The sequence below is a fragment of the Streptomyces sp. NPDC053079 genome (assembly GCF_044546695.1).
GTDB lineage: Bacteria > Actinomycetota > Actinomycetes > Streptomycetales > Streptomycetaceae > Streptomyces.
Genome location: NZ_JBITZJ010000010.1, coordinates 180181 through 199951, shown reverse-complemented (window position 1 = coordinate 199951; position 19771 = coordinate 180181). Strand labels below are relative to the sequence as shown.

The 19771-nt window shown below is 67.1% G+C and carries 25 protein-coding genes and 2 pseudogenes; 13 read left to right on the top strand and 14 right to left on the bottom strand.

The features are described from left to right. Positions 1–435 precede the first annotated feature (435 nt). Positions 436–1038 (top strand): annotated as a pseudogene (locus ACIGXW_RS32765) (serine hydrolase); the annotation flags it as partial. Between the two features lie 2 nt (positions 1039–1040). Continuing rightward, entirely contained in the window at positions 1041–1712 is a 672-nt protein-coding gene (locus tag ACIGXW_RS32760) for a serine hydrolase (RefSeq protein ID WP_399576580.1), read from the top strand. Positions 1713–1814: 102 nt separating this feature from the next. On the opposite strand, the gene ACIGXW_RS32755 is transcribed toward ACIGXW_RS32760, so the two are convergent. From ACIGXW_RS32755 to ACIGXW_RS32745, 3 genes are read right to left on the bottom strand one after another with little or no spacing between them, the layout of a single operon-like run. Next, positions 1815–2444, bottom strand: a complete 630-nt coding sequence (locus ACIGXW_RS32755) for a recombinase family protein (protein ID WP_399576557.1) — start codon at positions 2442–2444, stop codon at positions 1815–1817. A gap of 17 nt (positions 2445–2461) precedes the next feature. Beyond that, the gene (locus ACIGXW_RS32750) at positions 2462–2797 is read right to left on the bottom strand and encodes a hypothetical protein (RefSeq protein WP_399576556.1); all 336 of its coding nucleotides are present in this window, start codon (positions 2795–2797) and stop codon (positions 2462–2464) included. Further along, positions 2790–3806: a recombinase family protein gene (locus tag ACIGXW_RS32745; RefSeq protein WP_399576555.1), complete on the bottom strand. Its 1017-nt coding sequence runs from the start codon at positions 3804–3806 to the stop codon at positions 2790–2792. The genes ACIGXW_RS32750 and ACIGXW_RS32745 overlap by 8 nt, the downstream gene beginning before the upstream one ends. A 240-nt stretch (positions 3807–4046) precedes the next feature. Here ACIGXW_RS32745 and ACIGXW_RS32740 point away from each other — a divergent pair, with 240 nt between their 5' ends. The 6 genes from ACIGXW_RS32740 (at position 4047) to ACIGXW_RS32715 (ending at position 8343) form a co-directional block, all read left to right on the top strand. Further along, complete coding sequence (locus ACIGXW_RS32740; protein ID WP_399576554.1) at positions 4047–4556, top strand: YidB family protein; 510 nt, start codon at positions 4047–4049, stop codon at positions 4554–4556. Between the two features lie 777 nt (positions 4557–5333). Further along, complete coding sequence (locus ACIGXW_RS32735) at positions 5334–5492, top strand: hypothetical protein (RefSeq protein WP_399576553.1); 159 nt, start codon at positions 5334–5336, stop codon at positions 5490–5492. A gap of 58 nt (positions 5493–5550) precedes the next feature. Further along, the gene (locus ACIGXW_RS32730) at positions 5551–5874 is read left to right on the top strand and encodes a hypothetical protein (protein WP_399576552.1); all 324 of its coding nucleotides are present in this window, start codon (positions 5551–5553) and stop codon (positions 5872–5874) included. Positions 5875–6185: 311 nt separating this feature from the next. After that, complete coding sequence (gene sigJ, locus ACIGXW_RS32725; RefSeq protein ID WP_399576551.1) at positions 6186–7076, top strand: RNA polymerase sigma factor SigJ; 891 nt, start codon at positions 6186–6188, stop codon at positions 7074–7076. Between the two features lie 72 nt (positions 7077–7148). Further along, complete coding sequence (locus ACIGXW_RS32720) at positions 7149–7607, top strand: carboxymuconolactone decarboxylase family protein (RefSeq protein WP_399576550.1); 459 nt, start codon at positions 7149–7151, stop codon at positions 7605–7607. A gap of 109 nt (positions 7608–7716) precedes the next feature. After that, positions 7717–8343: a flavodoxin family protein gene (locus ACIGXW_RS32715; protein ID WP_399576549.1), complete on the top strand. Its 627-nt coding sequence runs from the start codon at positions 7717–7719 to the stop codon at positions 8341–8343. A 430-nt stretch (positions 8344–8773) separates the two neighbouring features. On the opposite strand, the gene ACIGXW_RS32710 is transcribed toward ACIGXW_RS32715, so the two are convergent. After that, positions 8774–9427, bottom strand: a complete 654-nt coding sequence (locus ACIGXW_RS32710; RefSeq protein ID WP_399576548.1) for a hypothetical protein — start codon at positions 9425–9427, stop codon at positions 8774–8776. Continuing rightward, positions 9412–10056, bottom strand: a complete 645-nt coding sequence (locus tag ACIGXW_RS32705) for a hypothetical protein (RefSeq protein WP_399576547.1) — start codon at positions 10054–10056, stop codon at positions 9412–9414. Before ACIGXW_RS32705 ends, ACIGXW_RS32710 begins: the two co-directional genes overlap by 16 nt. 326 nt (positions 10057–10382) lie before the next feature. Here ACIGXW_RS32705 and ACIGXW_RS32700 point away from each other — a divergent pair, with 326 nt between their 5' ends. Continuing rightward, entirely contained in the window at positions 10383–10640 is a 258-nt protein-coding gene (locus tag ACIGXW_RS32700) for a hypothetical protein (RefSeq protein ID WP_399576546.1), read from the top strand. Positions 10641–11339: 699 nt separating this feature from the next. On the opposite strand, the gene ACIGXW_RS32695 is transcribed toward ACIGXW_RS32700, so the two are convergent. Then, positions 11340–11726: a hypothetical protein gene (locus tag ACIGXW_RS32695; protein ID WP_399576545.1), complete on the bottom strand. Its 387-nt coding sequence runs from the start codon at positions 11724–11726 to the stop codon at positions 11340–11342. After that, positions 11692–11937 carry a DUF6247 family protein gene (locus tag ACIGXW_RS32690; RefSeq protein ID WP_399576544.1) on the bottom strand — a complete coding sequence of 82 codons (246 nt, stop codon included), beginning with the start codon at positions 11935–11937 and terminating at the stop codon, positions 11692–11694. The genes ACIGXW_RS32695 and ACIGXW_RS32690 overlap by 35 nt, the downstream gene beginning before the upstream one ends. 602 nt (positions 11938–12539) lie before the next feature. On the opposite strand from ACIGXW_RS32690, the gene ACIGXW_RS32685 reads away from it, so the two are divergent. Beyond that, positions 12540–13310 (top strand): hypothetical protein, encoded by a 771-nt coding sequence (locus ACIGXW_RS32685; protein ID WP_399576543.1) that lies wholly within the window; start codon positions 12540–12542, stop codon positions 13308–13310. A gap of 113 nt (positions 13311–13423) precedes the next feature. On the opposite strand, the gene ACIGXW_RS32680 is transcribed toward ACIGXW_RS32685, so the two are convergent. After that, positions 13424–13798 (bottom strand): hypothetical protein, encoded by a 375-nt coding sequence (locus tag ACIGXW_RS32680; protein WP_399576542.1) that lies wholly within the window; start codon positions 13796–13798, stop codon positions 13424–13426. After that, complete coding sequence (locus ACIGXW_RS32675; RefSeq protein ID WP_399576541.1) at positions 13798–14469, bottom strand: hypothetical protein; 672 nt, start codon at positions 14467–14469, stop codon at positions 13798–13800. The genes ACIGXW_RS32680 and ACIGXW_RS32675 overlap by 1 nt, the downstream gene beginning before the upstream one ends. A 244-nt stretch (positions 14470–14713) precedes the next feature. Here ACIGXW_RS32675 and ACIGXW_RS32670 point away from each other — a divergent pair, with 244 nt between their 5' ends. From ACIGXW_RS32670 to ACIGXW_RS32660, 3 genes are all read left to right on the top strand, one after another. Next, complete coding sequence (locus ACIGXW_RS32670) at positions 14714–14884, top strand: hypothetical protein (protein ID WP_399576540.1); 171 nt, start codon at positions 14714–14716, stop codon at positions 14882–14884. Between the two features lie 460 nt (positions 14885–15344). Continuing rightward, complete coding sequence (locus tag ACIGXW_RS32665) at positions 15345–15587, top strand: hypothetical protein (protein WP_399576539.1); 243 nt, start codon at positions 15345–15347, stop codon at positions 15585–15587. Between the two features lie 420 nt (positions 15588–16007). Further along, positions 16008–16817, top strand: coding sequence for a response regulator transcription factor (locus ACIGXW_RS32660; protein ID WP_399576538.1), 810 nt, complete (start codon positions 16008–16010; stop codon positions 16815–16817). 58 nt (positions 16818–16875) lie between these two features. Here ACIGXW_RS32660 and ACIGXW_RS32655 read toward each other — a convergent pair whose 3' ends face one another. The 5 genes and pseudogenes from ACIGXW_RS32655 to ACIGXW_RS32635 all read right to left on the bottom strand — a co-directional run bounded on the left by ACIGXW_RS32655 (position 16876) and on the right by ACIGXW_RS32635 (position 19211). Further along, positions 16876–17178 carry a hypothetical protein gene (locus ACIGXW_RS32655; RefSeq protein ID WP_399576537.1) on the bottom strand — a complete coding sequence of 101 codons (303 nt, stop codon included), beginning with the start codon at positions 17176–17178 and terminating at the stop codon, positions 16876–16878. Between the two features lie 83 nt (positions 17179–17261). Continuing rightward, positions 17262–17642, bottom strand: coding sequence for a hypothetical protein (locus ACIGXW_RS32650; protein ID WP_399576536.1), 381 nt, complete (start codon positions 17640–17642; stop codon positions 17262–17264). A 77-nt stretch (positions 17643–17719) separates the two neighbouring features. Beyond that, positions 17720–17926, bottom strand: a pseudogene (locus tag ACIGXW_RS32645) (DciA family protein); the annotation flags it as partial. Between the two features lie 140 nt (positions 17927–18066). Continuing rightward, positions 18067–18261 carry a hypothetical protein gene (locus ACIGXW_RS32640; protein WP_399576535.1) on the bottom strand — a complete coding sequence of 65 codons (195 nt, stop codon included), beginning with the start codon at positions 18259–18261 and terminating at the stop codon, positions 18067–18069. Between the two features lie 464 nt (positions 18262–18725). Next, a complete protein-coding gene (locus ACIGXW_RS32635; RefSeq protein ID WP_399576534.1) occupies positions 18726–19211 on the bottom strand; it encodes an NUDIX hydrolase in 486 nt (161 codons plus the stop codon). Positions 19212–19771: the final 560 nt, after the last annotated feature.

Below are 19771 nucleotides of genomic sequence, written 5' to 3'. Positions count from 1 at the left end.
GGCCGGCCGTCCTTGTGGAACTGAGGGGTGACGCGGTAGGTCGTCGGGTTTGGTGCTTACTGGTGGGCTCGCGCACCGGGTGCTCAATCGCGGTCAACGGGCTCGAACAGCTCGTCGCCCCACGATCGGACACCCGTGCAACTCGTCTCGGAAGCGTGAGCTTCCGCACACGCTTCCCTCCCCCCAGCGCACGGCAGCAAAACCACCCTCACGGCCTTCGTCTTGATGAGTACACCTTGGCCGAAGCGCATGATTAGACGAAGGGTGCCGCATTATTCGGCGCATGCCTGATTCAGCGACCCAGTTCGAGGAACATTTCGACCCGGGGGTGTAAAGGACTGGGCCACATGAGTGATACGACTTCCATTGCGCGAGCCTGGCGAACGCTGTAGCGTCAAGCTGGCCGATATCCGCCAGCAATTGAAGGGGAAATCAATGCCCCCGACCCCACTCCCCGTAATTCCGCTGACCCTGGCGAACTGGCAGAAATTGGGGGAGTTTTCGTTCCGGCGCGTGAATGAGATCCTCGACGTAAAGGAAATCCCGAATAGCGGCCGAACGAAGGCCCTGACCGAGGCGATGGACAACCGCATCGCCGACATCCCGGTGAGGCTGGAAGGCACCGCGGCGACCCCCACGGTGCAGGAGATCATCGATGCCACGGAGACCGACGGCCTGCTGGTGCTGCACCGCGACAATGTGGTCTTCGAGAGGCGCCCCGGTAAACGGCCGTACCCCGGTGAATACCCCGGCCAGATGCCAGCGGATACGCAACACCTGCTAATGTCGGTGACCAAGTCACTGACCGGGACCGTCGCCGGAATCCTGGAGCACATGAACAGTGAGAACTTCTCCGGGAAAGTGCTCAATCCCGACCTGCTGGTGACCGACTATGTGGGAGACCAGGGTCCTGATTGGGGCTACAACGGCGCCACAGTCCGGGATGTGCTCGACATGCGTAGCGCCATCGATTTCTCCGAGGAGTACTTGGACGAAACGTCCGCGGTGGCGAAGATGGAAGCCGCGTCCGGTGGGCGCCGCTGGCCTCTGGCGACAAAGACAACGTCAAGGACTTCCTCAGAGACCTGCGCGCGGTCCCGAAGCGTCCCCATGGTGGGCCCTTCACGTACCGTAGTTGTGAAACCGCCGTGCTCGGCTGGGTCTGCGAGGAGGCCTACGACAAGGCCATGCGCGGCCGGTTCAAGCCCTTCTGGGAACTGGTTTCGGAACTGCTCTGGTCGAAGCTGGGGGCCTCCGATTCCGGTGCCTACGTCACCGTCGACAGCCAAGGCACCTCAGCGTTCGACGGCGGCATCTGCGCCACTCTTCATGACCTGGCCCGGTTCGGGGCGATGATCTGCAAGGGCGGCACGTCGCTCACCGGAGTGGAAGTGGTGAAGCCGGAATGGGTGGACGGCATCTTCGCCGGCGCGTCCGACTCCGCGCAGGCATTCCGGGACGACCCCAATTACCCCGAGCTGGGGATGCTCGACGGCAAGTTCCGCAACATGTTCTGGTCCCGCGCGGGCGATCCCGACGTAGTGCTCTGCATCGGCGTTTACGGCCAGCTGGTCTACATCAACCGGCGAACCCAGGTGGTCGGAGTGAAGCTCTCCAGCTGGCCGAAGCCGAAAGAGACAGCCTGGAACGGCACCTGGAAGGGCTCCTCCGCAGTGAAGATGTTCGAAGCGATCAGCGCCTTTCTGTCCTGAGCTCCGAGGACTGCCACCGGGGTGACCCGCTGTTGAGCCGGTCACCCGGTGCCAAGGTCAATCTCAGCGCCAACCGCTGTACCGACGTACCAAGCCCGGTCGTCACCGGGCGGGCTCCGTCTGCTGCGGAGTGCGCGGGCTGGGGAGTTCGCAGCCTTGGAGGGCGGCGAAGTCGGCATGGGCCGCCTCGACGGCTTCGGGGTACGCCTCCCGCTTGGCGTGCTCGGCGAGCGCCCGGTAGAAGCTGGCCACCGACGGGTTCCGTCCCTTGCGCTTGCCGGTGGGGATGATCAGGTCGGGCTGGATCTGCTCGACGGACTCCCCGCCCGCACGGCGGCGGAGCACGGTGTGCAGCATGTCGTCGGTGATGACCGGCGGCCGGCCGCCGTGCTTGCCCTTGCGGGCCGCGGTGTCGAGCCCTTCCAGCGTGGACTCGCGGATGTTCTCCCGCTCGGTCTCCGCCATCGCCGCGAAGAACGCGAACAGCAGCTTGCCGGGGCCGGTGGGGTCGTAGATGCCGGGCAGGGGCCCGGCGAGCATCTCCAGGAGCACGCCGTGGGCGGTGAGGTGGTCGGCCAGCGCGGTGAGCTCGGCGGCGTCGCGGCCGAGCCGCTTCATCTCGTACACGGTGAAGATCACCCGGCAGTGCGGGGCGTGCGCCTTGACCTCCCGCGCCGTCCTCAGTGCCTCCTCGAACCGAGGACCGGGCTTGGGGAACGTCGGTACAGCCATTAACGCTAAGCATTTGATCATGGTCGGCGGACGGGCGGCGTCGTGTCGCTGACGAGCCGGAGGGCGGGGCGCTCTGGGGCGAACTCGCCGAGTTCCAGTGCTGCCTCGCGCCAGTTCGCGGCGAGCTTGAGCAGGCGTTCGCTGTCGTGGCGGTATCCGGGCGGCGGGGTGTTCGGGACGGTCGGCCACAGGATGGTGGCCGCAAAGCGGACGGCGTGCATGGCGGCGGTCGCGTGAGCGTCGACGTTTCCGCCTTCCAGGCGTCGCACCATGTCGAGCCGGGCGGCGGCACCGAGGAGTTCGTCGTACACCTTCGCGTACTCCTGCGCGCGGACGGCCTGGAGATCACCCACGAGAGGTACCTCCGGCGTTCGGGTGAGGCTGGGCCTGGAGCCGGTCGCGGAGGTCAATCTCCTCGGGCGTGAGCGGGCCCTCGGGCCGGCGGATGCGGACGGGCTTGGGCCGCAGCGGCAGGCCGTCGTCCACCGCGGTGGCCTCGGCTTCCGCGAGGGCCCGGTACAGCGAGGCGACCGAGGGGGACTTGCCCGCGTTCTTCCCGACCTTGATGGTGAGCTTCTTGGCGATCTCGGGGACGGGGACGCCCTTGTCCTTGAGGGCGACGGCGAAGGTGAGCATGTCGTCGTCGATGACCTTCGGGCGTCCGCCGTGGTTGCCCTTGGACGCGGCGATGACCTGGCCTTCGAGGGTCTTCTCCCGGATGTAGTTGCGCTCGATCTGCCCGGCCACGGCGAGGACGGCGAAGAACATGGCGCCCATGCCGTTGGGGTCGTAGATCCCGGTGAGCGGACCGGTGAGGAGTTCGAGCTGGATACCGCCGGCCTGGAGCTCAGCGGACAGCGTCATCAGCTCGGCCGCGTTCCTGGCCAGACGCTTCAGCTCATGCACCGTGAAGATCACCGGCGTCTCGGGCGCGGCCTCCTTGAACTGGTGGGCCAGCGCGAGCGCCTTCTCCAGCTCGGGCCGGACCTTGATGCGGGTGCTGATCTGTTCCTTGAAGACCTTGTGGCACTCCGCGCGGTGGAGGGCTTCGAGCTGGCTCGCCAGCTCCTGGCGGGCGGTCGAGGTGCGGGCGTACCCGATCCTCACCGGCCGCTCGGTGCGGGGCGCGGGCACGGCGGCGAGCGCCGGGCCCTGCTTCCACGCGCGGCCCGGGTGCCGGTCGGCGGGGACGGGGATCTCCAGTTCCTCGCGGAGCGCGGGGACGAGGACGAAGCAGGGGGTGTGGTACTTCGCGGCGGTCTTCCCGCCCCGGGTGCGGCAGGCGCTGCCGGCGGGCGCGTCACAGTTCGGGCAGTCGTGACGTTCTACCGCGAATGCGGCCTGATCGGGCGTCAAATCCATGAAGGCAGTCTCTCAGAAGTGCCTCGCACAACGCGCGGGTTTGGAGAGGGCTTTTGCGAACGGCGACCTGCGGAAATGTGATCGCGGTCGGGTCGTTCTCAGAACTCTCACAGATGGTCATTTGTGAGAGCGATAGCCGAGCCGGCAAAGGGTCAGCAGTACCCGGCATGGGCATGCTCGTGGGGTACGCTCAGCGTGATCGCGTCACTACACTCAGCGACGCGTAAAGGAGGCAGGAAAATGCCATCACAGCCGGACAATTACGATGAAAATGCGCGTGCCCAAATTCTTAAAGGCGTCAACTCTCTCGCTGACGACGTGAAGGTGACTCTGGGGCCGAAAAGTGCCATGGTGGCGCCCGTGGAGGAGCGAGTGCGGGAGCTTGGCGCCGAGGCTTCGCCCGAGGGGCGGCATGGAGTGACGTCGGAGATTTCTTACCCGGTGATCCGCGACAACCTGGGTGCGCTCCTGACCCACCTGGCGGATCAGGGCTACGCGGACCATGTGGGCTCGTGGGTCAGCGACAGCGTCGCCAACGTGCCAGTCACCGGCGAACAGTTGCTGAGCGCCCTGCCCGAGAGCGCCCTTGCCAAGGCTGCCGGGGCAGCGGGCCTTTCGGTACAGGAGTACGCCGATCAGCTCGCAGAGGCCCTGCCTGTTCTCGTGGATACGGCGACCCCGCACGGTGAACTGCCGCCGGAGGGCGAGTTCGAGAGTTTGGTGAAGCGGTTCGTCTCCATCGGCGAATAGCGTCTGTCCGGTGGGCTGGGTACCCGCTCCGCGAGTAGATCGTTCCCGTCGGTGCGGGGCAAGGCGGGTGTCAGGTCCGCCGCTCCTGCTCCTCTAGTACCGCCTGCGACCGGCGCTGCTGCTCTTCCATGAGCACCAGCTCGGCGGCGGCCGCGACCGCGGAGATGCCTTCGGCCTCCCGCTCGATGGCCTTTACCTAGGCCACGGCCTCCTCCTCGGGTCAGTCGGCCGCAGACGAAGCCCACCACCGCGGCAACCACCTGCTTCTCCAGCTCGGCCGCCGCCTCGACGTACTCCTCACCCCTCATACCCACGGACAACGAATCCGGCAAGAGCGGTGACACGGTGCCAGCCAGGGACAGTCAGGGGCGACCGCTGATCTCGTGCCCTACAGGCCCTCCGCCGCTCAAGATCAACTCATTGCCCCTTTGACGCATACCTGGGTCACACCCCCTGCAGGGGTGCACAGATGGCCAAGCACGAGGACTGGTCACGACGCGCTGACGGGGAGGGGAGGGTCCTGGGAGGGCTCTTTCCCTCCGCTGCTCTCCCTATTTGCGCAGGTCAGCGCTGGCAGCAACTTCGGGGCTTGCTAGAACTCTTCGTTCGGTGATATGGCTTCGCACTGAGAAGCCCATCTTTGACAAAGCCCGCCTCTTCAAAGGAGAGGTGGGCCTTGTCGCGTGTGCGGCAGGGTTCATGGAATCGGGGCCCGCCACGATGCCTCCGGGAGGGTGCTCCGTGGCAGGCCCCCGGGAACCACCGGAGTGGTCCAGCATGGATGCCCGCACCCTGCTTTTGCTCACCGTCGTGGCTGTGATCATCTGCTACGCCGCGTACCGCGATCCTGCGTTGGGGAGCGCAATTGCGATCGCCGCCGCCGTTGTCGGCTTCCTTTACGTCGTGCTGCGCGACGACGACAAGCCCCCGAAGTAGCACAAGGCCGTCGCCAGGGCCCGCCGGGTTCGCGGCCGTCGGCAGGGGAGGACCAGGCATGGACACCTCTTTGCCGTTCGAGACCGCCCAGGCCATCGTGACGCGTCATGCGGAGTCCGTCGGCGCATCGACACTGCTGACCGCGAAGCGGGAAGAGCACGAGCGCGAACAGGCGGCGGCCAAGTGGAAGGCGATCGAGGCGCGATACGACTCCCGCCGCCCCTCGCACCACGGCGACGAGCCGGACGATGAGCCTGCCGCCATACCCCGGCCTCTGGCCGTCGGCGAGTTCGTACCGATCCCCGCCTATCTGCGCGAACGTCTCCATCCGCAGAACAACAGCACAAGTCGCAGTCGGCGATACCCGATGGCGGTCCTGTAAGCGCTTGACTCCGCCGGGGATCTTGGGCGCCAGGCTCAGTGCCTATGGCGGCCGGTGGGCTCGTCCCGTGCCCACCGGCCGGTTCCGATGAGATTTACCAGCACTGCTCGACCGCCCCGAAGCCTCCGATGAGCGTGGCGACCGGTCGGGCCTAAGTGGGTCTTTCACAAGTCCGCCCTTTCCCACTCTGAGATACCGCCGTCCTACGTCGTCGGCCTGAGCGGACTTGCTCGCTTGTGCGGAGGGGTCTTCAAAGGTCCCGAGTTCGGATAGCTACGCTGGTCCGCACCTTGGAGGAGGTCGCGATCGGTATGTGTGACGGACACGGGCCCGGACGGTCTGAGCGGGAGGATTCGCTCGGGACCGGTTGGGAGCGGCACCGGCCTGCGGTTTTCGGTGTGGCCTACCGACTGCTGGGAAGCGTGGCCGATGCCGAGGACGTGACCCAGGACGTGTGGTTGCGGGCGGCCGGAGCGGATCTGCAGGACGTCGGTGACCTGGGGGCTTGGCTGGTGACGGTGGCCGCGCGGCGGTCGTACGACATTCTCAAGAGTGCCCGTTTCCGTCGGGAGAGCTATGTCGGGCCGTGGCTGCCGGAGCCGCTGCTGACGGGGCCGGACGCGTCGCAGCCGGTACTCGTCGATGAGTCCGTCGGCTCGGCCATGCTGCTGATCATGGAAGAGCTGAGCCCGCCGGAGCGGGTGGCTTTCGTCCTGCACGATGTCTTCGGTCTCGAGTTCGCCAGGATCGCCGAAGTGCTGGACGTCTCCGTGCCGGGCGCCCGGCAGCACGCCTCGCGGGCGCGACGACGGGTCGCCAAGGCCAAGCAGTCCGTGCCGCAGGCGTCGAAGGCGGAGCGCGAACGCGTCCTCGCGGTGTTCCGCGCCGCGTACGAGGCCGGGGACCTGGCCGGCCTGGTCAAGCTCCTGCACCCGGACGCCGTCTTCGTCACCGACGGTGGCGGCAAGGTTTCCGCGGCGCGCAAACTCATCCACGGCGGCGAGCGCGTCGCCGAGGTCATGGTGCGTGTGGGGCGCCGGTGGCGTCCGGACCGCATCGTCTTCGCCGAGGTCGGCGGCGAGCTCGCCCTGGTGTCCTACCGCGAAGGCCGGGTCCACTCCGTGGACACGGTCCAGATCACTGACGGTCTGATCACCGCGTACCGCAGGGTCGTCAATCCCGAAAAACTCGCGCGCGTCTGAGCTGTCACACCCGCGGGGGCTACCTCGTCTCCCTGATGAGAAAGCAAAAACGGGCGACGAATCGAAGGAACGATGAACGACCCCCAGCGCGTCAACATAGGCAAGCAGCACCCGGCCTCCTACAAGGCCCTCACCGCCCTGTCGTCGGAGGTGCAAGAGGCTGCTGCCGCAGTGGGCCTCGACCCGCTCCTGGTCGAGCTGCTGAAGATCCGCGCCTCCCAGATCAACGGCTGCGCGTTCTGCCTGCGCATGCACACCCGCGACGCCCTCAAGGTGGGCGAAAACCCCGACCGGATCGCCGTACTGCCCGGATGGGAAGAGACCGGTTACTTCTCCGAGACCGACCGCGCCGCCCTCCGCCTGACCGAGGCGGTCACCCGCGTGTCGGACGGGCACGTCAGCGACGAGGACTACAACGCCGCAGCGGCTGTCCTCACCGAAGACCAGATCTCGGCCATCACCTGGCTGGCCATCCTGATGAACGCGTTCAACCGCCTCGCGATCACCAGCCGGTACCCCGTCGAGAGCTGACCTCAACGCTGACACCGACGGTGATACGGGCCGGCGAAGCCCCCACCGTCATGAAATTGACCGCCTCGCGCCGCACCACGCGGCACGATCCTTAAGGAGCCCTGCCATCATGACCACGCCCGCCCCGACCGCTTCTTCCGCCGCTGCCGTCCCGCCGGTCGTCGCCATCGCCCATCACTCGGGCTTCGGCCACACCGCGGTGCTGGCCGAAGCGGTGCGCGAGGGCGCAGCCGACACCGGGGCGACCGTCCACCTGATCAAGGTCGACGAGATCACCGAGGAGCATTGGACGCTGCTCGACACCGCCGACGCGATCATCTTCGGCTCGCCGACCTACATGGGCACCGCGTCCGGCGCCTTCCACGTCTTCGCCGAGGCCACCTCGAAGCGCTGGGCGACCCGCGCCTGGCAGGACAAGCTGGCGGCGGGCTTCACCAACTCCGGTGCGAAGAGCGGCGACAAGCTGCACACCCTGCAGTTCTTCTCCGTGCTGGCCGCCCAGCACGGCATGCACTGGATCAACCTCGGCCTGCCGTCCGGCTGGCACTCCACCACCTCCTCCGAGAACGACCTCAACCGCCTCGGCTTCTACCTGGGCGCCGGCGCGCAGACCGACACCGACCGGGGCCCGGACGGCGTCCACAAGGCCGACATAGCCACCGCCGAACACCTCGGCCGGCGAGTCGCCGCCCAGGCCGCGGTGTACGCCGCCGGTCGCGCCGCGGTCGCCGCCTGATCCGCGCAGTACGTCGACGGCGAGGCCGAGGTATTGGGTGTGCCAGCACCGCATTTATACGGCGGTGCAGGTCAGCGGCGTCGTGCGTGTCGGCCATTACCCTGACGGAACAGCGACAGCAAGGGCCAACGGGTTCGGGCCCCGGGAGCTCGACCGACGCTTTGCTCTGCAGTTGGTGAATTCCCCTTCGTTGGCCAGATGAGGAGCCCCGAAGGGGCATCCTCAGTCTGGGGATGTGGCTCTGGCAGGGTGGCGCCCGTGGGGTGGCTGAGCAGTGGCCCGGCGAACGCTGGCCTGTACTCCCCGGGTGTCCTGTACTGGGCCGGGTAGATCACGGTGATCTCTACGGACGTCATAAGGAGACGCCGAGCCCTCATGGTGGCCGAAACACCTGCCGCATGGGAGGTGAGCAGCGTGCCGGGCGCGGCCATCAGGCGGTCATGTTTCGGCCTGACGGCCGCCAGGCGCAGTGGTCTTCGATGGGGAGGGTGGAGGCGCTGACCCCTATGTACAGCTCGCCCTGGTTTGCGTGCCTGCTGGGAGACAGCTTTTCGTATCCGGCCATGGACTCCCGACGGTCTTGGGTGACGTAGGGGCCGCATGGGCCGTAGGCGTGGCGCAGTTGGTCGGCGGTTGTGGTGGCGATGGTGGCCTGGGCGGAGGCGACGGTGGCTTCGGCTTCTTTGAGTACGGCGTCGGCGTGGGAGCGGTCGGCTTCTTCCTGGGCGGCGGTCAGTTCTGTGCGCAGGAGGCGGACGCGGTCCTCCAGCTGTCCTCGGCGTCGGCGTTCGGTATTGAGGCTGGCCCGCAGGATGGCCAACTGTCGCCTCGCAGCCTGCTGGAGGCGGCGCGACAGCGCGAGATGCTCCTGGAGCCGCTCATGTTGACGCGCCAGGGCTTCGGCCCGCTTCGCTCGCTCTTCGGATTCCCGCAGCGCCCTGCCGGTCTCTTCGATGGTGGCGTGGGCCTCGGTCTGACGGGCGTGGTGCTCGAGGTGTTCTTGGTGGTGTTGTTTGCGGAGGGCGGCGACCTCGTCTTCGAGGTCTGCTGCGTGTGCGCGGCATGCTGTCAGTTCGTCGTCCATGTACTGCTCGTACTGGGCGGGGGCGTAGTGGCGGAGTAGGACCGCATCAGGTCCTGGAAGTCCTGGGGGGAAGGGGCCAGGCCTTCTTGGGCCAGTACGTGGAGGAGTACGTCGAGCTCGTGCCGCTGGGGCGGGCGGATGCCGCCGGCGATGTTGGCGAGCGCACCCGGTGACATGCGGCTGCCGGCGTGATGAAGCCGTTCGCTGACGTCGGTCACGCTGGTCAGTGGGGCCAGGACGAGGGTGCGGAGCCGCGCGGTGAACGCTCGCGCCGCGGGGACGTCCGGCAGGGCGATCCTTTTGTTCTTCTCGCGGTCCGCAGCGGACCACAGGGACTCGAACTGAGCCAGGACCTCGGCCTCGGAGCCGGCCTGGGACTTGTCCATACGCAGGAGCTGCACCACGACGGAATGAAGCCTTGTCCACTGTGTCAGACGCCTGCCGCACAGGATGTCCGAGAGTGTCTGACGCGAGACGGTCGCAGGGAAGGAGTCATCCCGGTTGATCCGATCGCAGACCTTGCGGTACGACGGCGCGCCCGCGGCCCTGTGCAGCCCCTGGACGGCATCGGTCAGCCGGCGCAGTGCGCCGTCGGGGTCCGGGAAGAAGCCCGGCATCTGTGCGGGCACCGTCGGGCTCCCTGCTGTCATATCTGCTTAGACAGCCAGATAGTTCCACAGGTCCTAACTGTGTCACGCAATATCGGAAAACCACTTGACTGTCAGATGTGTCAGCCCCTCATCGCGGCACGGTCCACTGGAGAGGCGAGCCGGCAACTGCCAGTGGACTTCCGGATGGCCGGGCTGCCGTGGCCAGCGGGCAAGCAGGAACCACACAGCCCGGCCCTAACCCCCGAAGGGGCCACATGTCCAACCTTAAAGAACACGGTGACTACGCACCTGCCCTTGGCCGAATCCGCCGCCAAGGGGCACTCGGGCGTCGTGGCCGCCGCAGCGTGGCTCTCCTCGCCCTGCTCCTGGCCGTCATGGCTCCCGTCGATCGCGCCCAAGCAGAGTCGGCAGCCCCGGCGGCATCAGCCGGGCCCGTTCCCGGCACCGCTCCTGTGCTGGGGCCCCAGCTCACCGATTGGTCGGGCTACGGCCTCCTACGCGTCTGCTTCCCGCCCTTCCTCGCCTCCCTCGCCTCCGGCGGCGTCCTGGCCATCAGTAGCTGGGGCATCAGGAAGCTAGGAGGCCGGCAGGGCCCGCTGTGAGGCGGGCGCGCTGGAGAACTGGTGTGCAGGCAGGGAGCCTGTTCCTCGGGACCTTACTGGGCGGGCCACGGCACCTTCGTGACCAGCCAGGTCCACTCGTGGTCGCCACGGCCAGGAACAGCACGTCCGGCGGCAACCCAGTCGGCGGCCAACTTGTCGAAGACGGGCGCCCTCGGCGGACGCCTCGGGGCCGGCGGACCGCCAGAGGTGATGAGCGGCACCGAGGCAGCGTCACCGTCGTCACAGAACCTCCAACGCGCGGCGGGTAGCGAGGTCACGCCGTCGGACCCAACAGGGAAGGCTCAGCTGTCCCAACCTGCCCACCTGCCTCACCTATGAAATTCAGTCACGACTCTGTTGTGTGGCCGAAACCAGTGCCATGCTGAAACAGCGGTGATCTCCCGCCTCCCCTGGCAGAGATCCCCCATCGGCCCCGCCCGCGCCCCCCGCGCATGGGCGGGGCCGCGCCCTCCCTCCCGGCCTCCCCACGGGAGGCCCGACGCGCGCCCCGAGACCGTCGGCTGCCCGGCCTGGGCAGGACGTCTCTGGCGGCGGCGCCCGCCTACTGCCGTCCCGCCACCGGCCCGACGTCCCATTTCCCCTGGAGACGGGGACTCCGAGCAACCGAGTGCCTTCGTATGCTGCGCCCAGAACTTCCGAGGGGCTTCAGCTGACCGTCGTTCCGTGGCGCCGGGCGGACTACCGGTCGGTGGCCTTCGGGTGGCTCGTCGAGGCGTGGTCGATCCAGACGGTGCGGCGCTGGACGTCGAGCAGGTACCAGATGCGCCCGGCGGCGGTGACCTCGATCTGCCAGCGGTCCATCGTCTCGCTGCGGTGTGTGCCCCGGGCGAGCTCGCCCTTGAGCCGGTGATGGCGTTCGGTGCGGGTGGTCGGAGCCGGGTTCGTGCGCATCAGCAGCCAGGCCGCGCGGGTGTTGCCCGCGGCCTGGGTGCCCAGCTGCTCCCACCCCGTTGCCGCGTCGCCGTTGGCGAAGCGGACGTCCCACTCGTCCTCGGCCGGTGGTGGGGCGGCTCCTCTCCGCGCTTTGGACTCACGCGGCGGCGCCCGGCTCAGGCACGGGCCCAAGGTCTTCGCCGGAGTCGGTGGTCAGCGCGGCGTACAGCTCGGGGTCAGCGTGCACCTCGGCGGTGTGCCGCCACTCGGTGATCAGCTGGGCGACGGCGGCGGTGTTGTCCAGCTCCACGGCCGCCTGCAGGGCCTCGACCAGCTCCACGGAGAACTCGCGCACGTCGTGCGCGGGCAGGTAGTGCACCCACGGGAACGTCGCTGGCAGCACCTCCCAGGACCAGAGTGCGGCCCGGGGAGGTGCGCATCATCTCCACGAACAGGCGGCTGGCCGCGCCCATGACCTCGAGGTCCTGCTCGGCGCGCGCAGCCGTGGTCAGCACCAGGTCCTCGTCGTCCCGCCGCCGTAGCAGTATCCGCCGCGGGCCGCGCAGGGCGGCCAGCGTCACCTTGGGCTTATTGAGCAGCTCCGACAGGGACATCTCCAGCACGCTCATGACTTGAAGTTCAGTTGACAAGTCCGGCCCGTGCAGGTGATCACCAGCAGGACACGGCGGCGGACCAGATCCGTCCAGGTGGCTCATGTGCAGTCCGTCGAAGCCTGTCGCTCTCAGCGCGGGACCGGGGAATCCAGCAGAGACGTTCGCCTCGGCGAGCGCGAAGCGGCCGCCCTTCAGTTCCCGGCAGGTCCCCATCCAGCCGCCTCCGCGGAGGCTGTGAGGCTCATGGTGCTCACCGCAGCGGTTGCTGCGCCTCTCCGGCACGATCTCCAGCACATTCGGCGTGTCCCTGATCACTCCGAACTTCATGCAAGACAACCATGATCGTGTGCTTGCATCCTTGCTGCCCGGGCTCCGGGAACTTAGGACCCCTATGGCCTCTGGCTACCTCTACCTGTTGTCGCTGCTCCTTCTACTCGGCCACAGGATCCCGGATCAGGCTGAAGTCCATGAGCCCCTCAAACTGCTCTATGGCGTCGCGGGATGGATAGGGAGGCCGGCAGCCCTTGCGACCAGCGCATTCGTCGCCTACGTCCTCGGCAGCGTGCTGGAGGTACACGCCGCAAATCTCCCCAAGTTTTTCCGCAACGCTCGATCGCGGCTCGGGAGTTTTCACAGGAAGCTTTCCCGGCTTCCCCCCAAGGTGCAATACATGATGGAGCCTGACGAGCTGACGCGTGCCGAATCCTTCTTGCAAGTAGAGGCGGCTAGGGCAGAGCTGACCAAACCGGCAGTCGATGGGCTCTTGGTCTACATCGCGGACAGGCTCGGCTATGAGGGGGGAAGGAGAGGGCGGGCCCCTTTCGCGTTGCATCCCCTCATACAGGACCTGCCCCAGCTCCGTACGCGCCTGTACGGATCCTCGAAGGACCTATACGGAGACTACGACCGGCTAGCCGCCGAAGCTGACTTCAAGGTGAACGTCGGAGGGGCAGCAATCATCCTGTGCTGTGTAGCCGCCATCCTGGTAGAACCGTGGTGGGCCCTTCTCTCCGGCCCCATGGCCTTTCTCATCTATCGCGACCTCTCCACGACTCGCCAGGCCAATGACGTCCTGGTGCAAGCGATCGTCACAGGCGTCGTGAAGTCTCCCAAGTTCGAGGAGATCATCAGCGAAATGAAGGCACGGGCTGACAGACCGTGAATAAGCTGAGTATCAATCTCGAAGTTCAGGCGTCGCCGACAAGCGAGCGCGGAGCGCGGCCATTGAGCTGAACTGGGCCAGCAGCTGCCCCGGTGTGCGTGCGGTGTGTGACCTTACGGAAGTACCTCCTGCAACCCTGTGAGCATGGACCGTGCGAGCTCCAGCACACTGCCCGTGACGCCGGTGGCCAGTGCCGTGCCAAGGGCACTGATCACCGGCTCGGCAAGTCGGCGCAGGCGGGTCGGGTCGGGGGCGGGGACAGATGCTTCGTTGTGAAGGGCTTGGGCACCTTGCAGGACGACTGACTCGTCCTCGCGGGACAGGCCCAGGTCACCGGCTCGGGAGTAGATCAGCTGCGCTACTTCCCGCAGCCCTTCGATACCTATACCCGAGGCATGGTGCTGGGTCTGGCTGACATCCTGGTTACCCCAGGCAAGCTGACTTCCATGGACCGACCCATGGAAGACCGGGCCCTCTCCACCGATCATCACTCGTCCTCTCCCCGAGACCGGGCGGCGTCTTTGCTGAAGCAGGCCCGCAGGTCGGCCGTATCCTTGGTGATCACGTCTCGCACGTGCGCGGTTTCTTCGGCGATCACCGGCTGCAAACTGGCGGGAGTCCCGTTGAAAGCGGTCCGCAGGCCGTCAGCCAGCCGCGCGGCCTCGGGGCGGTGCAAAGTCCGAGCAGCGCTTTTCAGTCGCGCGACGATGACGGCGAGTTCCTGGCGAACGGTGTCTTGATCAGCGACTGGCTGCATCAGTTGCGCTTCAACGTTCGCGACAGCCTGACGCACGGCCCTGACCGTCACCTCGTCGAGACGCAGCATACGAAGTCGGCGCCTGAAGTCGTCCAGGACCGGGATCAGCTCGGCGGCCTGCGGAGCCACTACCGCCAGCCTGCGCATCGGGTCGGCAGAATCTGGTGCCTGATGCGGTTCGGGCATGGCGGTGTGAGGGGGCCACGAGGACAGGCTCCGTCCCGTGAAGGGACGCCATGCGAGCCGGTACGGCCGGAGGCCAGGCAGGTCCCTCATCTGCCACTGCCGGGCATTGCGATTACCTATCGCGATCTGCGACCCGATAACAGATTCGCGGAATTCGACCGTGTAGTTAAACAGGATGAACGTCCGCTGGTTCTTCGCCTTCGAATTACTCGGCACAGGAGGCACGGAAACGGCTCCGTTACACTTATCCGAGCCGAGATGATTGTGAGGTGGCGGAGGGTCCCGAATGACGGATGCCTCGTTGGTGTGAAGGAACTGTAGTGCGTCTTGCGCGACTAGTTCTTCCCACTCAGTTTTGGCCACTTTCTGCGCACGAGGCACTGAACTCCCGACGCCATGTTCCGTAACACGCCCCACTTGGTGTACCGGTGGAGACGTCGACTTCCTGGGATCATCTTTTGTGATCGTGTTCATCGCTGGAACACCACGTTGTGCCGAAGTCTCGGGCTCGGGGGCCGCGCCTATGTTCCTTGCCGACCTCTTTTGTGGCTTCACCTGCACCATGTGCGTCGCGGAGGCCGGCTGGGTGACGTTCCGATGCAGTGAAGGCATCAGCGATCCGATCTGCTGACCACTCTCAGGGGCATATGAATACCCATCCCGAACTCTTCCATTCCCGGAAGTGGGAACAGGTTCTTTCCTCCGATTACTGGAGTATGAGCATGCCTCACAGCACCACTCCCGCCACCGGCTGGCGGGGGGGCGCCGCCCGTACTCGTTCCGAACAACTGTTGGTCAACACCGGCGGCTGGTCTGACGTGAACGACCTTCAGCGAGGTGGCTAACACATGCTCGGCGCCCGCACATGCGAACACATCCCATTCGGCCGGGCGCTCCGGGGCCCCTGGCCTACTTGCGGAGTTGAATGTGGGCGCACGTGAACGTCTTCGGACCGGTTCTGGCTCGAGCGACGACTGCATGGCGGCGCCTTGGGCCACGATCGCGACGGGAGGGCACCACGATTCCGTTGGTGGATCAGGCTGTGGTGCGCAGTCCCCCGCACTGCACGCCACAGCGGCAGTAATTCCAGCTTGCTGAGCGAGGCACGCTCGGCCCGGGGCCTGGCGCTGCGCCAGGCCCCGGGCGTCTTCGAGCGCCGTCAGTCCTGCGGCCAGCTGGTCGTCGGCGAAGGACTGCTCCCGCTGTTCGCGCAGGGCGCGGTTCCGACGCTCCCCTGCGCTGATGCCGGGCAGCCAGCGCCGGTGTCCGGCCGGATGGTGGAGTCCCACCACTGGTCCAAGATGCGCTGGACTAGGCCCACCGGCCCGCGCTGAAGGCGTCGGCATCGGCCGAAGCAGAGACCGCCAACAGGGGGGAACTTTTACGGAGCTTCCCAAACAGGCAGTTCTTTCTTCGCCCCGCCCCCGCCCCCGCCCCCGGGCTGCGGCGCAGGCTGGTGACAGGCTTGGGAGGTGCAGGGATTTACTGTCCCGCCTGAGGGCGGTGGTGTGCCGCCGTCAGGGCCGTCAGCGGTGGCAGCCGATGCGCCTGCCAGAGTAGCTGCAGTGACAAAAAGCGTAGCCAGCGCAGTGGCCATCTGCCTGCGGAATTTCATGGCCGAGCTCCTTTCTCTCCGAAGAGATTGACATAACCGACCCTAAGGGAGGGATAATCTCTTCAAAAGGTAGGAGAAGTACGTATACCCCGCAGAGGTTTCTGATGCTAGGAACGCTGCTGGCCATCAGGAAGGGATCATGACTTCCTTGAACATGCACGACTACGAAGCTCTGCTTCAACTGGCTACCCAGATCATTGACCCTCGCGCCCCAGGGACGCCGCGCCTGCAGCTGGGCGAGCAGCTTGCGGAACTGTTCCAGGCCGAGGCGATCGCCATCACGGAAGTCAACTTCCGTAACTGCAGCAGCCGTTACTGGGGTGGCTACCCATCCTGCCTGTTTTTCGACATCGGCCCAACATTGCCTGGCTTTCACTCGTATGTCCTTGGTCATCCAGTGGTGCAGTGCTACCGAAGCTGCCGTATCGCAAGTAGCGTGCGTGTCAGCGATGTCCTGCCCCTCAAGGCATGGAAAGCGAGTTCAGCCTACGGTTTTCTGCAGGACAGTATCGGTATGGCGCACCAGCTGATCTTGCCTCTCTCTATTCACCCGGAGAAGCAATGTGCCGTCGCCGTTATGCGTACCAGCACCGACTTTTCAGATCGAGATCTGGAAGTTGCCCAACGTCTTGAACCTCTGCTGGCTGCAGCCTACGCGAATCAGCGGCTGCAAGAAGCCCAAGCGCCACAGAAAACCCTTCCTGATCCCGACGTACGGCTGACCCCACGGGAAATGCAAATCCTAAAGCTGTGGCCACTCGGACTAACTGCTGTAGCTATTGCTCGTCGCCTGGGCGTATCTGTACGGACAGTTGAGAAACACTCCGAAAATCTACGCAACAAGCTCAACGCCCGTGACCGTGTCAGCGCAGTGGTGCGCGCTCAGGCTCTGGGAATGATCCGCAGTAGCCTCGAGGAGCTTACGAACCATCACAGCATCTCCGACTGAGCTTGTTTTTGAACTCTTCAGTCGTTGCAGGTCGATGAGTGTCTTCTCGGGCAGACGGTCAGCGCAGGTCCCAGCACAGCCGACGACCGACCTGGCCGCCGTGACCACCGCCTTCCTTCTGCTGGGTCAGTCCCCCGGCGGCGCCCTGCAAGGCGCCGCCGGGGGACTGACCCAGACCGTCGGCGCTAGGAAGCCGTGAATCTCGACGGCTGGGCGCCTGTGCCGCGCACGCCGACTCCCACTCCTGGCGCAGGTCCACATACGCGCGGTTGAGCGACCGCAGGGCCTCCCACTCGTGCTCGCTGAGCGGTCCGAGCTCGGTCAGCTCGGGGAAAAGGCCCCCACCCTCATCCCCTCCCACTCCTGGCGTGCAGGCCCCCGCCTTCCCTGGACGCAGCCTCGCACCTCGAGTACGAGCAAAACGAGCACACCGCCCCGGCGAGATCATGCGGGCCGGCTCAGCGGCTCGGGTCGCCCGGAAGGCAGCAGACCGGCCCGCTCGGCCCGCGCCCGGCGCAGAGCAGCGGCCTCGGTCGCCGCGGCCTGGTGGCGACGCTGTGCACGAGACACCTCGATCGCGGTCAGCACTTCGTCCGGTACGGCCTCGGTCTCGGGGAACGCGCGGGCGCTGAGGGCACGCATCGCTCGGTTCTGCCGCTCCACCGCTTCCGCGAGGGCCGGGTCCACCCTGCGCGGCAGGGCCGCTGCCTGGTGTGCGGCGAGCGCGCGGCGGTAGCCGTCCCAGGCGTTCTCCCGGGCGCGTACCGGCCCGCAGGGCGCGGCGGCGGGTGCCGGATCGGCGTCGGCCGGCTCGGGGGCGGGCACCGTGCCGGGGGGGGCAGGATCCGTAAGGCGCGGACGACCGTGCGACTGGCTGTGGCGTTGGCGGCCACGATGACGCGGGCCTGCTCCAGGCGGGCCTTCGTCGCCCAGGCCGTCGACTCCGGGCATACGGTGAGCCGACCGGAGTCCGCGTCGTAGCCGACGGCCGCGACGTGCTCGGCGAGGTCGGGGGCGATGGCCGCCCCCTCCCGTAACGTGGCGTCGGCGGTTGGGAGTTCCCAGGCCCGCTCGGTGACCAGCGCGCCGATCGCCGCTGCGAGCCCCATCGGCTCGCGCCCGTCCCGCCGCACCGTGGACCGGCCGCGGCTTGTGCTGAGCCTTCTGTCCGCCGCCGTTCTGCCGTACCGCCTCCTCGCGGCCCGCAGCGCGACCCGGGCCAGGGCGATACCGGACATCTCGCCGCCGCTCATGCCTGACACCCCCAGGTGGTGTGCCCGAGGACCAGGTTGCGGGTGCCCGCCAGGCGCAGGACCTGGTGGACGAACCGGCTCAGCCGCCTCGCCGAGAGCTCGCCGTACTCGTCGATGTGGTCGAGCACCAGCTGGTGGTCGTGCTCGCGCGGGCCCGCCAGTCGATGACCTGCTGCCGAGTCAGATCTCAAGCACCAGCGGCACCTGGCCCTCGCCCACGTCCTGGCGCTCCGGCTCGAGTGGCGGGGCGTCCTGGACCGGACGGGGCGCGGGCAGCACCACCGTCACCGGCACGGCGGCCGGGATAGCCGAGCCGGCCGACGCCGGCCCGGTCTCGCGGGTACGGTCCTGCAGCGCGGCATGCTGCGCCTTACACCGGCCCGCTCGGCACGAGCCCGGCGCAGCGCGGCCGACGCCGGCCCGGCGGCCTGGCGGTGGCACTGGACGCGGGCCTGTTCGATCGGGGCCGGCGCATCGGCCGCCGCTGCCTCCGGCTCGGGGTACGCGCGACGACTCAGCGCGGCCGTTTCCACTGGAACGGACCCGGTGGCCGTCGGCACGGGAAGCAGCGGGCAGCCGGTGGTCGCATGGCCAGCGACCATCGCCTCCAGGACGGCCTGGCACTGGCACAGCGCCGGGGCTGGACACCGTCGGCCTACCGCAACTCGTTGTCCTCCAGGTACGCGCACCCCTCGGTCTGTCCCGCCAGTACTCCGAGGGCGGCCGTGATGAGAACCGCGGGCTCGTGCTGGCCGTCGGCCATCACTTGGTCTGGTGCCCACCAGCGGACATCAAGGACCTCGTCTTCCTGCCGGCGGATGCTGCGGAACTGGTCCGCGGGGACATTCATGGCGAACACGAAGTGCAGCGAGTCCCGCGTGCGCTGCAGTGGCCCGAACCAGGTGCCGGGACGTGCGTGGCGAACTACCAGGAGCCGTCCGGCCTCTCCGCGAAGTCCGGTCTCCTCGAGGACCTCCCGTACCGCTGCCTCCCTGAGCGTTTCCCCTTCCTCCACCCTGCCTCCGGGCAGGGTCCACAGCCCCGAGCGGGCATGGTGCACGAGGAGCACGTGCCCGTCCTGCCGCCGGATCAGCCCCCAGGCACCCGCGCCGAAACGCATCCGGTCGTCCACCACGCTCACGGAGCCCCCCACTGGCTGCCTCCCCTGCCGCCAGGACCCGTCCGTCGCGCCCTGCTGTCGCAGATCATGAAGCGCCCAGCCCCTCGGCGCGCCGCCGATGCCCCCGCCTGCCCGAATTCACCGCAGGCAATGGCCGAGAAGACGCTGTTGCCAGGAGGACGGGGCCTCGCCTGCTCGATGCGCCAGGCCAGGCTCCCGGTAAGTGCCCGTTTCCGATTTCGCAGTCCGTTGAGGTCAGAACGTTTGGAGCGTTCAACGGACGTGGTCGATTCCGATGATGAGGGTGTCGGGGGCCGAGGAAGCCGTCGGCGACGAGCTCGGCCTGGGCAAGGAAGCTGACGGACGAGGACCGGCGGGGCTGACGTGCTTCTGGTCGAACATCAACCCGATGCGGCGTCTTTCGCCGCGACGCGGACGATCACTTCGACCTGCCGCCTGTGATCGTTGCCAGCCCCTGTCGAGATGTGGGCCACGCGAGCAACACCGCACCGTCCCGCTGAACTCATAACGCCTCCCCCACCCCACACGGCCGTCATGGAAGCAAAAACGGCGGCATATTT

What these genes read in the sequence shown, in the direction of transcription:
- ACIGXW_RS32755 (WP_399576557.1), bottom strand. Translation starts at nt 2,444, where the DNA reads ATGGCTGTACCGACGTTCCCCAAGCCCGGTCCTCGGTTCGAGGAGGCA.
- ACIGXW_RS32745 (WP_399576555.1), bottom strand. Translation starts at nt 3,806, where the DNA reads ATGGATTTGACGCCCGATCAGGCCGCATTCGCGGTAGAACGTCACGAC.
- ACIGXW_RS32740 (WP_399576554.1), top strand. Translation starts at nt 4,047, where the DNA reads ATGCCATCACAGCCGGACAATTACGATGAAAATGCGCGTGCCCAAATT.
- ACIGXW_RS32735 (WP_399576553.1), top strand. Translation starts at nt 5,334, where the DNA reads ATGGATGCCCGCACCCTGCTTTTGCTCACCGTCGTGGCTGTGATCATC.
- ACIGXW_RS32730 (WP_399576552.1), top strand. Translation starts at nt 5,551, where the DNA reads ATGGACACCTCTTTGCCGTTCGAGACCGCCCAGGCCATCGTGACGCGT.
- sigJ (WP_399576551.1), top strand. Translation starts at nt 6,186, where the DNA reads ATGTGTGACGGACACGGGCCCGGACGGTCTGAGCGGGAGGATTCGCTC.
- ACIGXW_RS32720 (WP_399576550.1), top strand. Translation starts at nt 7,149, where the DNA reads ATGAACGACCCCCAGCGCGTCAACATAGGCAAGCAGCACCCGGCCTCC.
- ACIGXW_RS32715 (WP_399576549.1), top strand. Translation starts at nt 7,717, where the DNA reads ATGACCACGCCCGCCCCGACCGCTTCTTCCGCCGCTGCCGTCCCGCCG.
- ACIGXW_RS32710 (WP_399576548.1), bottom strand. Translation starts at nt 9,427, where the DNA reads ATGGACGACGAACTGACAGCATGCCGCGCACACGCAGCAGACCTCGAA.
- ACIGXW_RS32685 (WP_399576543.1), top strand. Translation starts at nt 12,540, where the DNA reads ATGGCCTCTGGCTACCTCTACCTGTTGTCGCTGCTCCTTCTACTCGGC.
- ACIGXW_RS32680 (WP_399576542.1), bottom strand. Translation starts at nt 13,798, where the DNA reads ATGATCGGTGGAGAGGGCCCGGTCTTCCATGGGTCGGTCCATGGAAGT.
- ACIGXW_RS32660 (WP_399576538.1), top strand. Translation starts at nt 16,008, where the DNA reads ATGACTTCCTTGAACATGCACGACTACGAAGCTCTGCTTCAACTGGCT.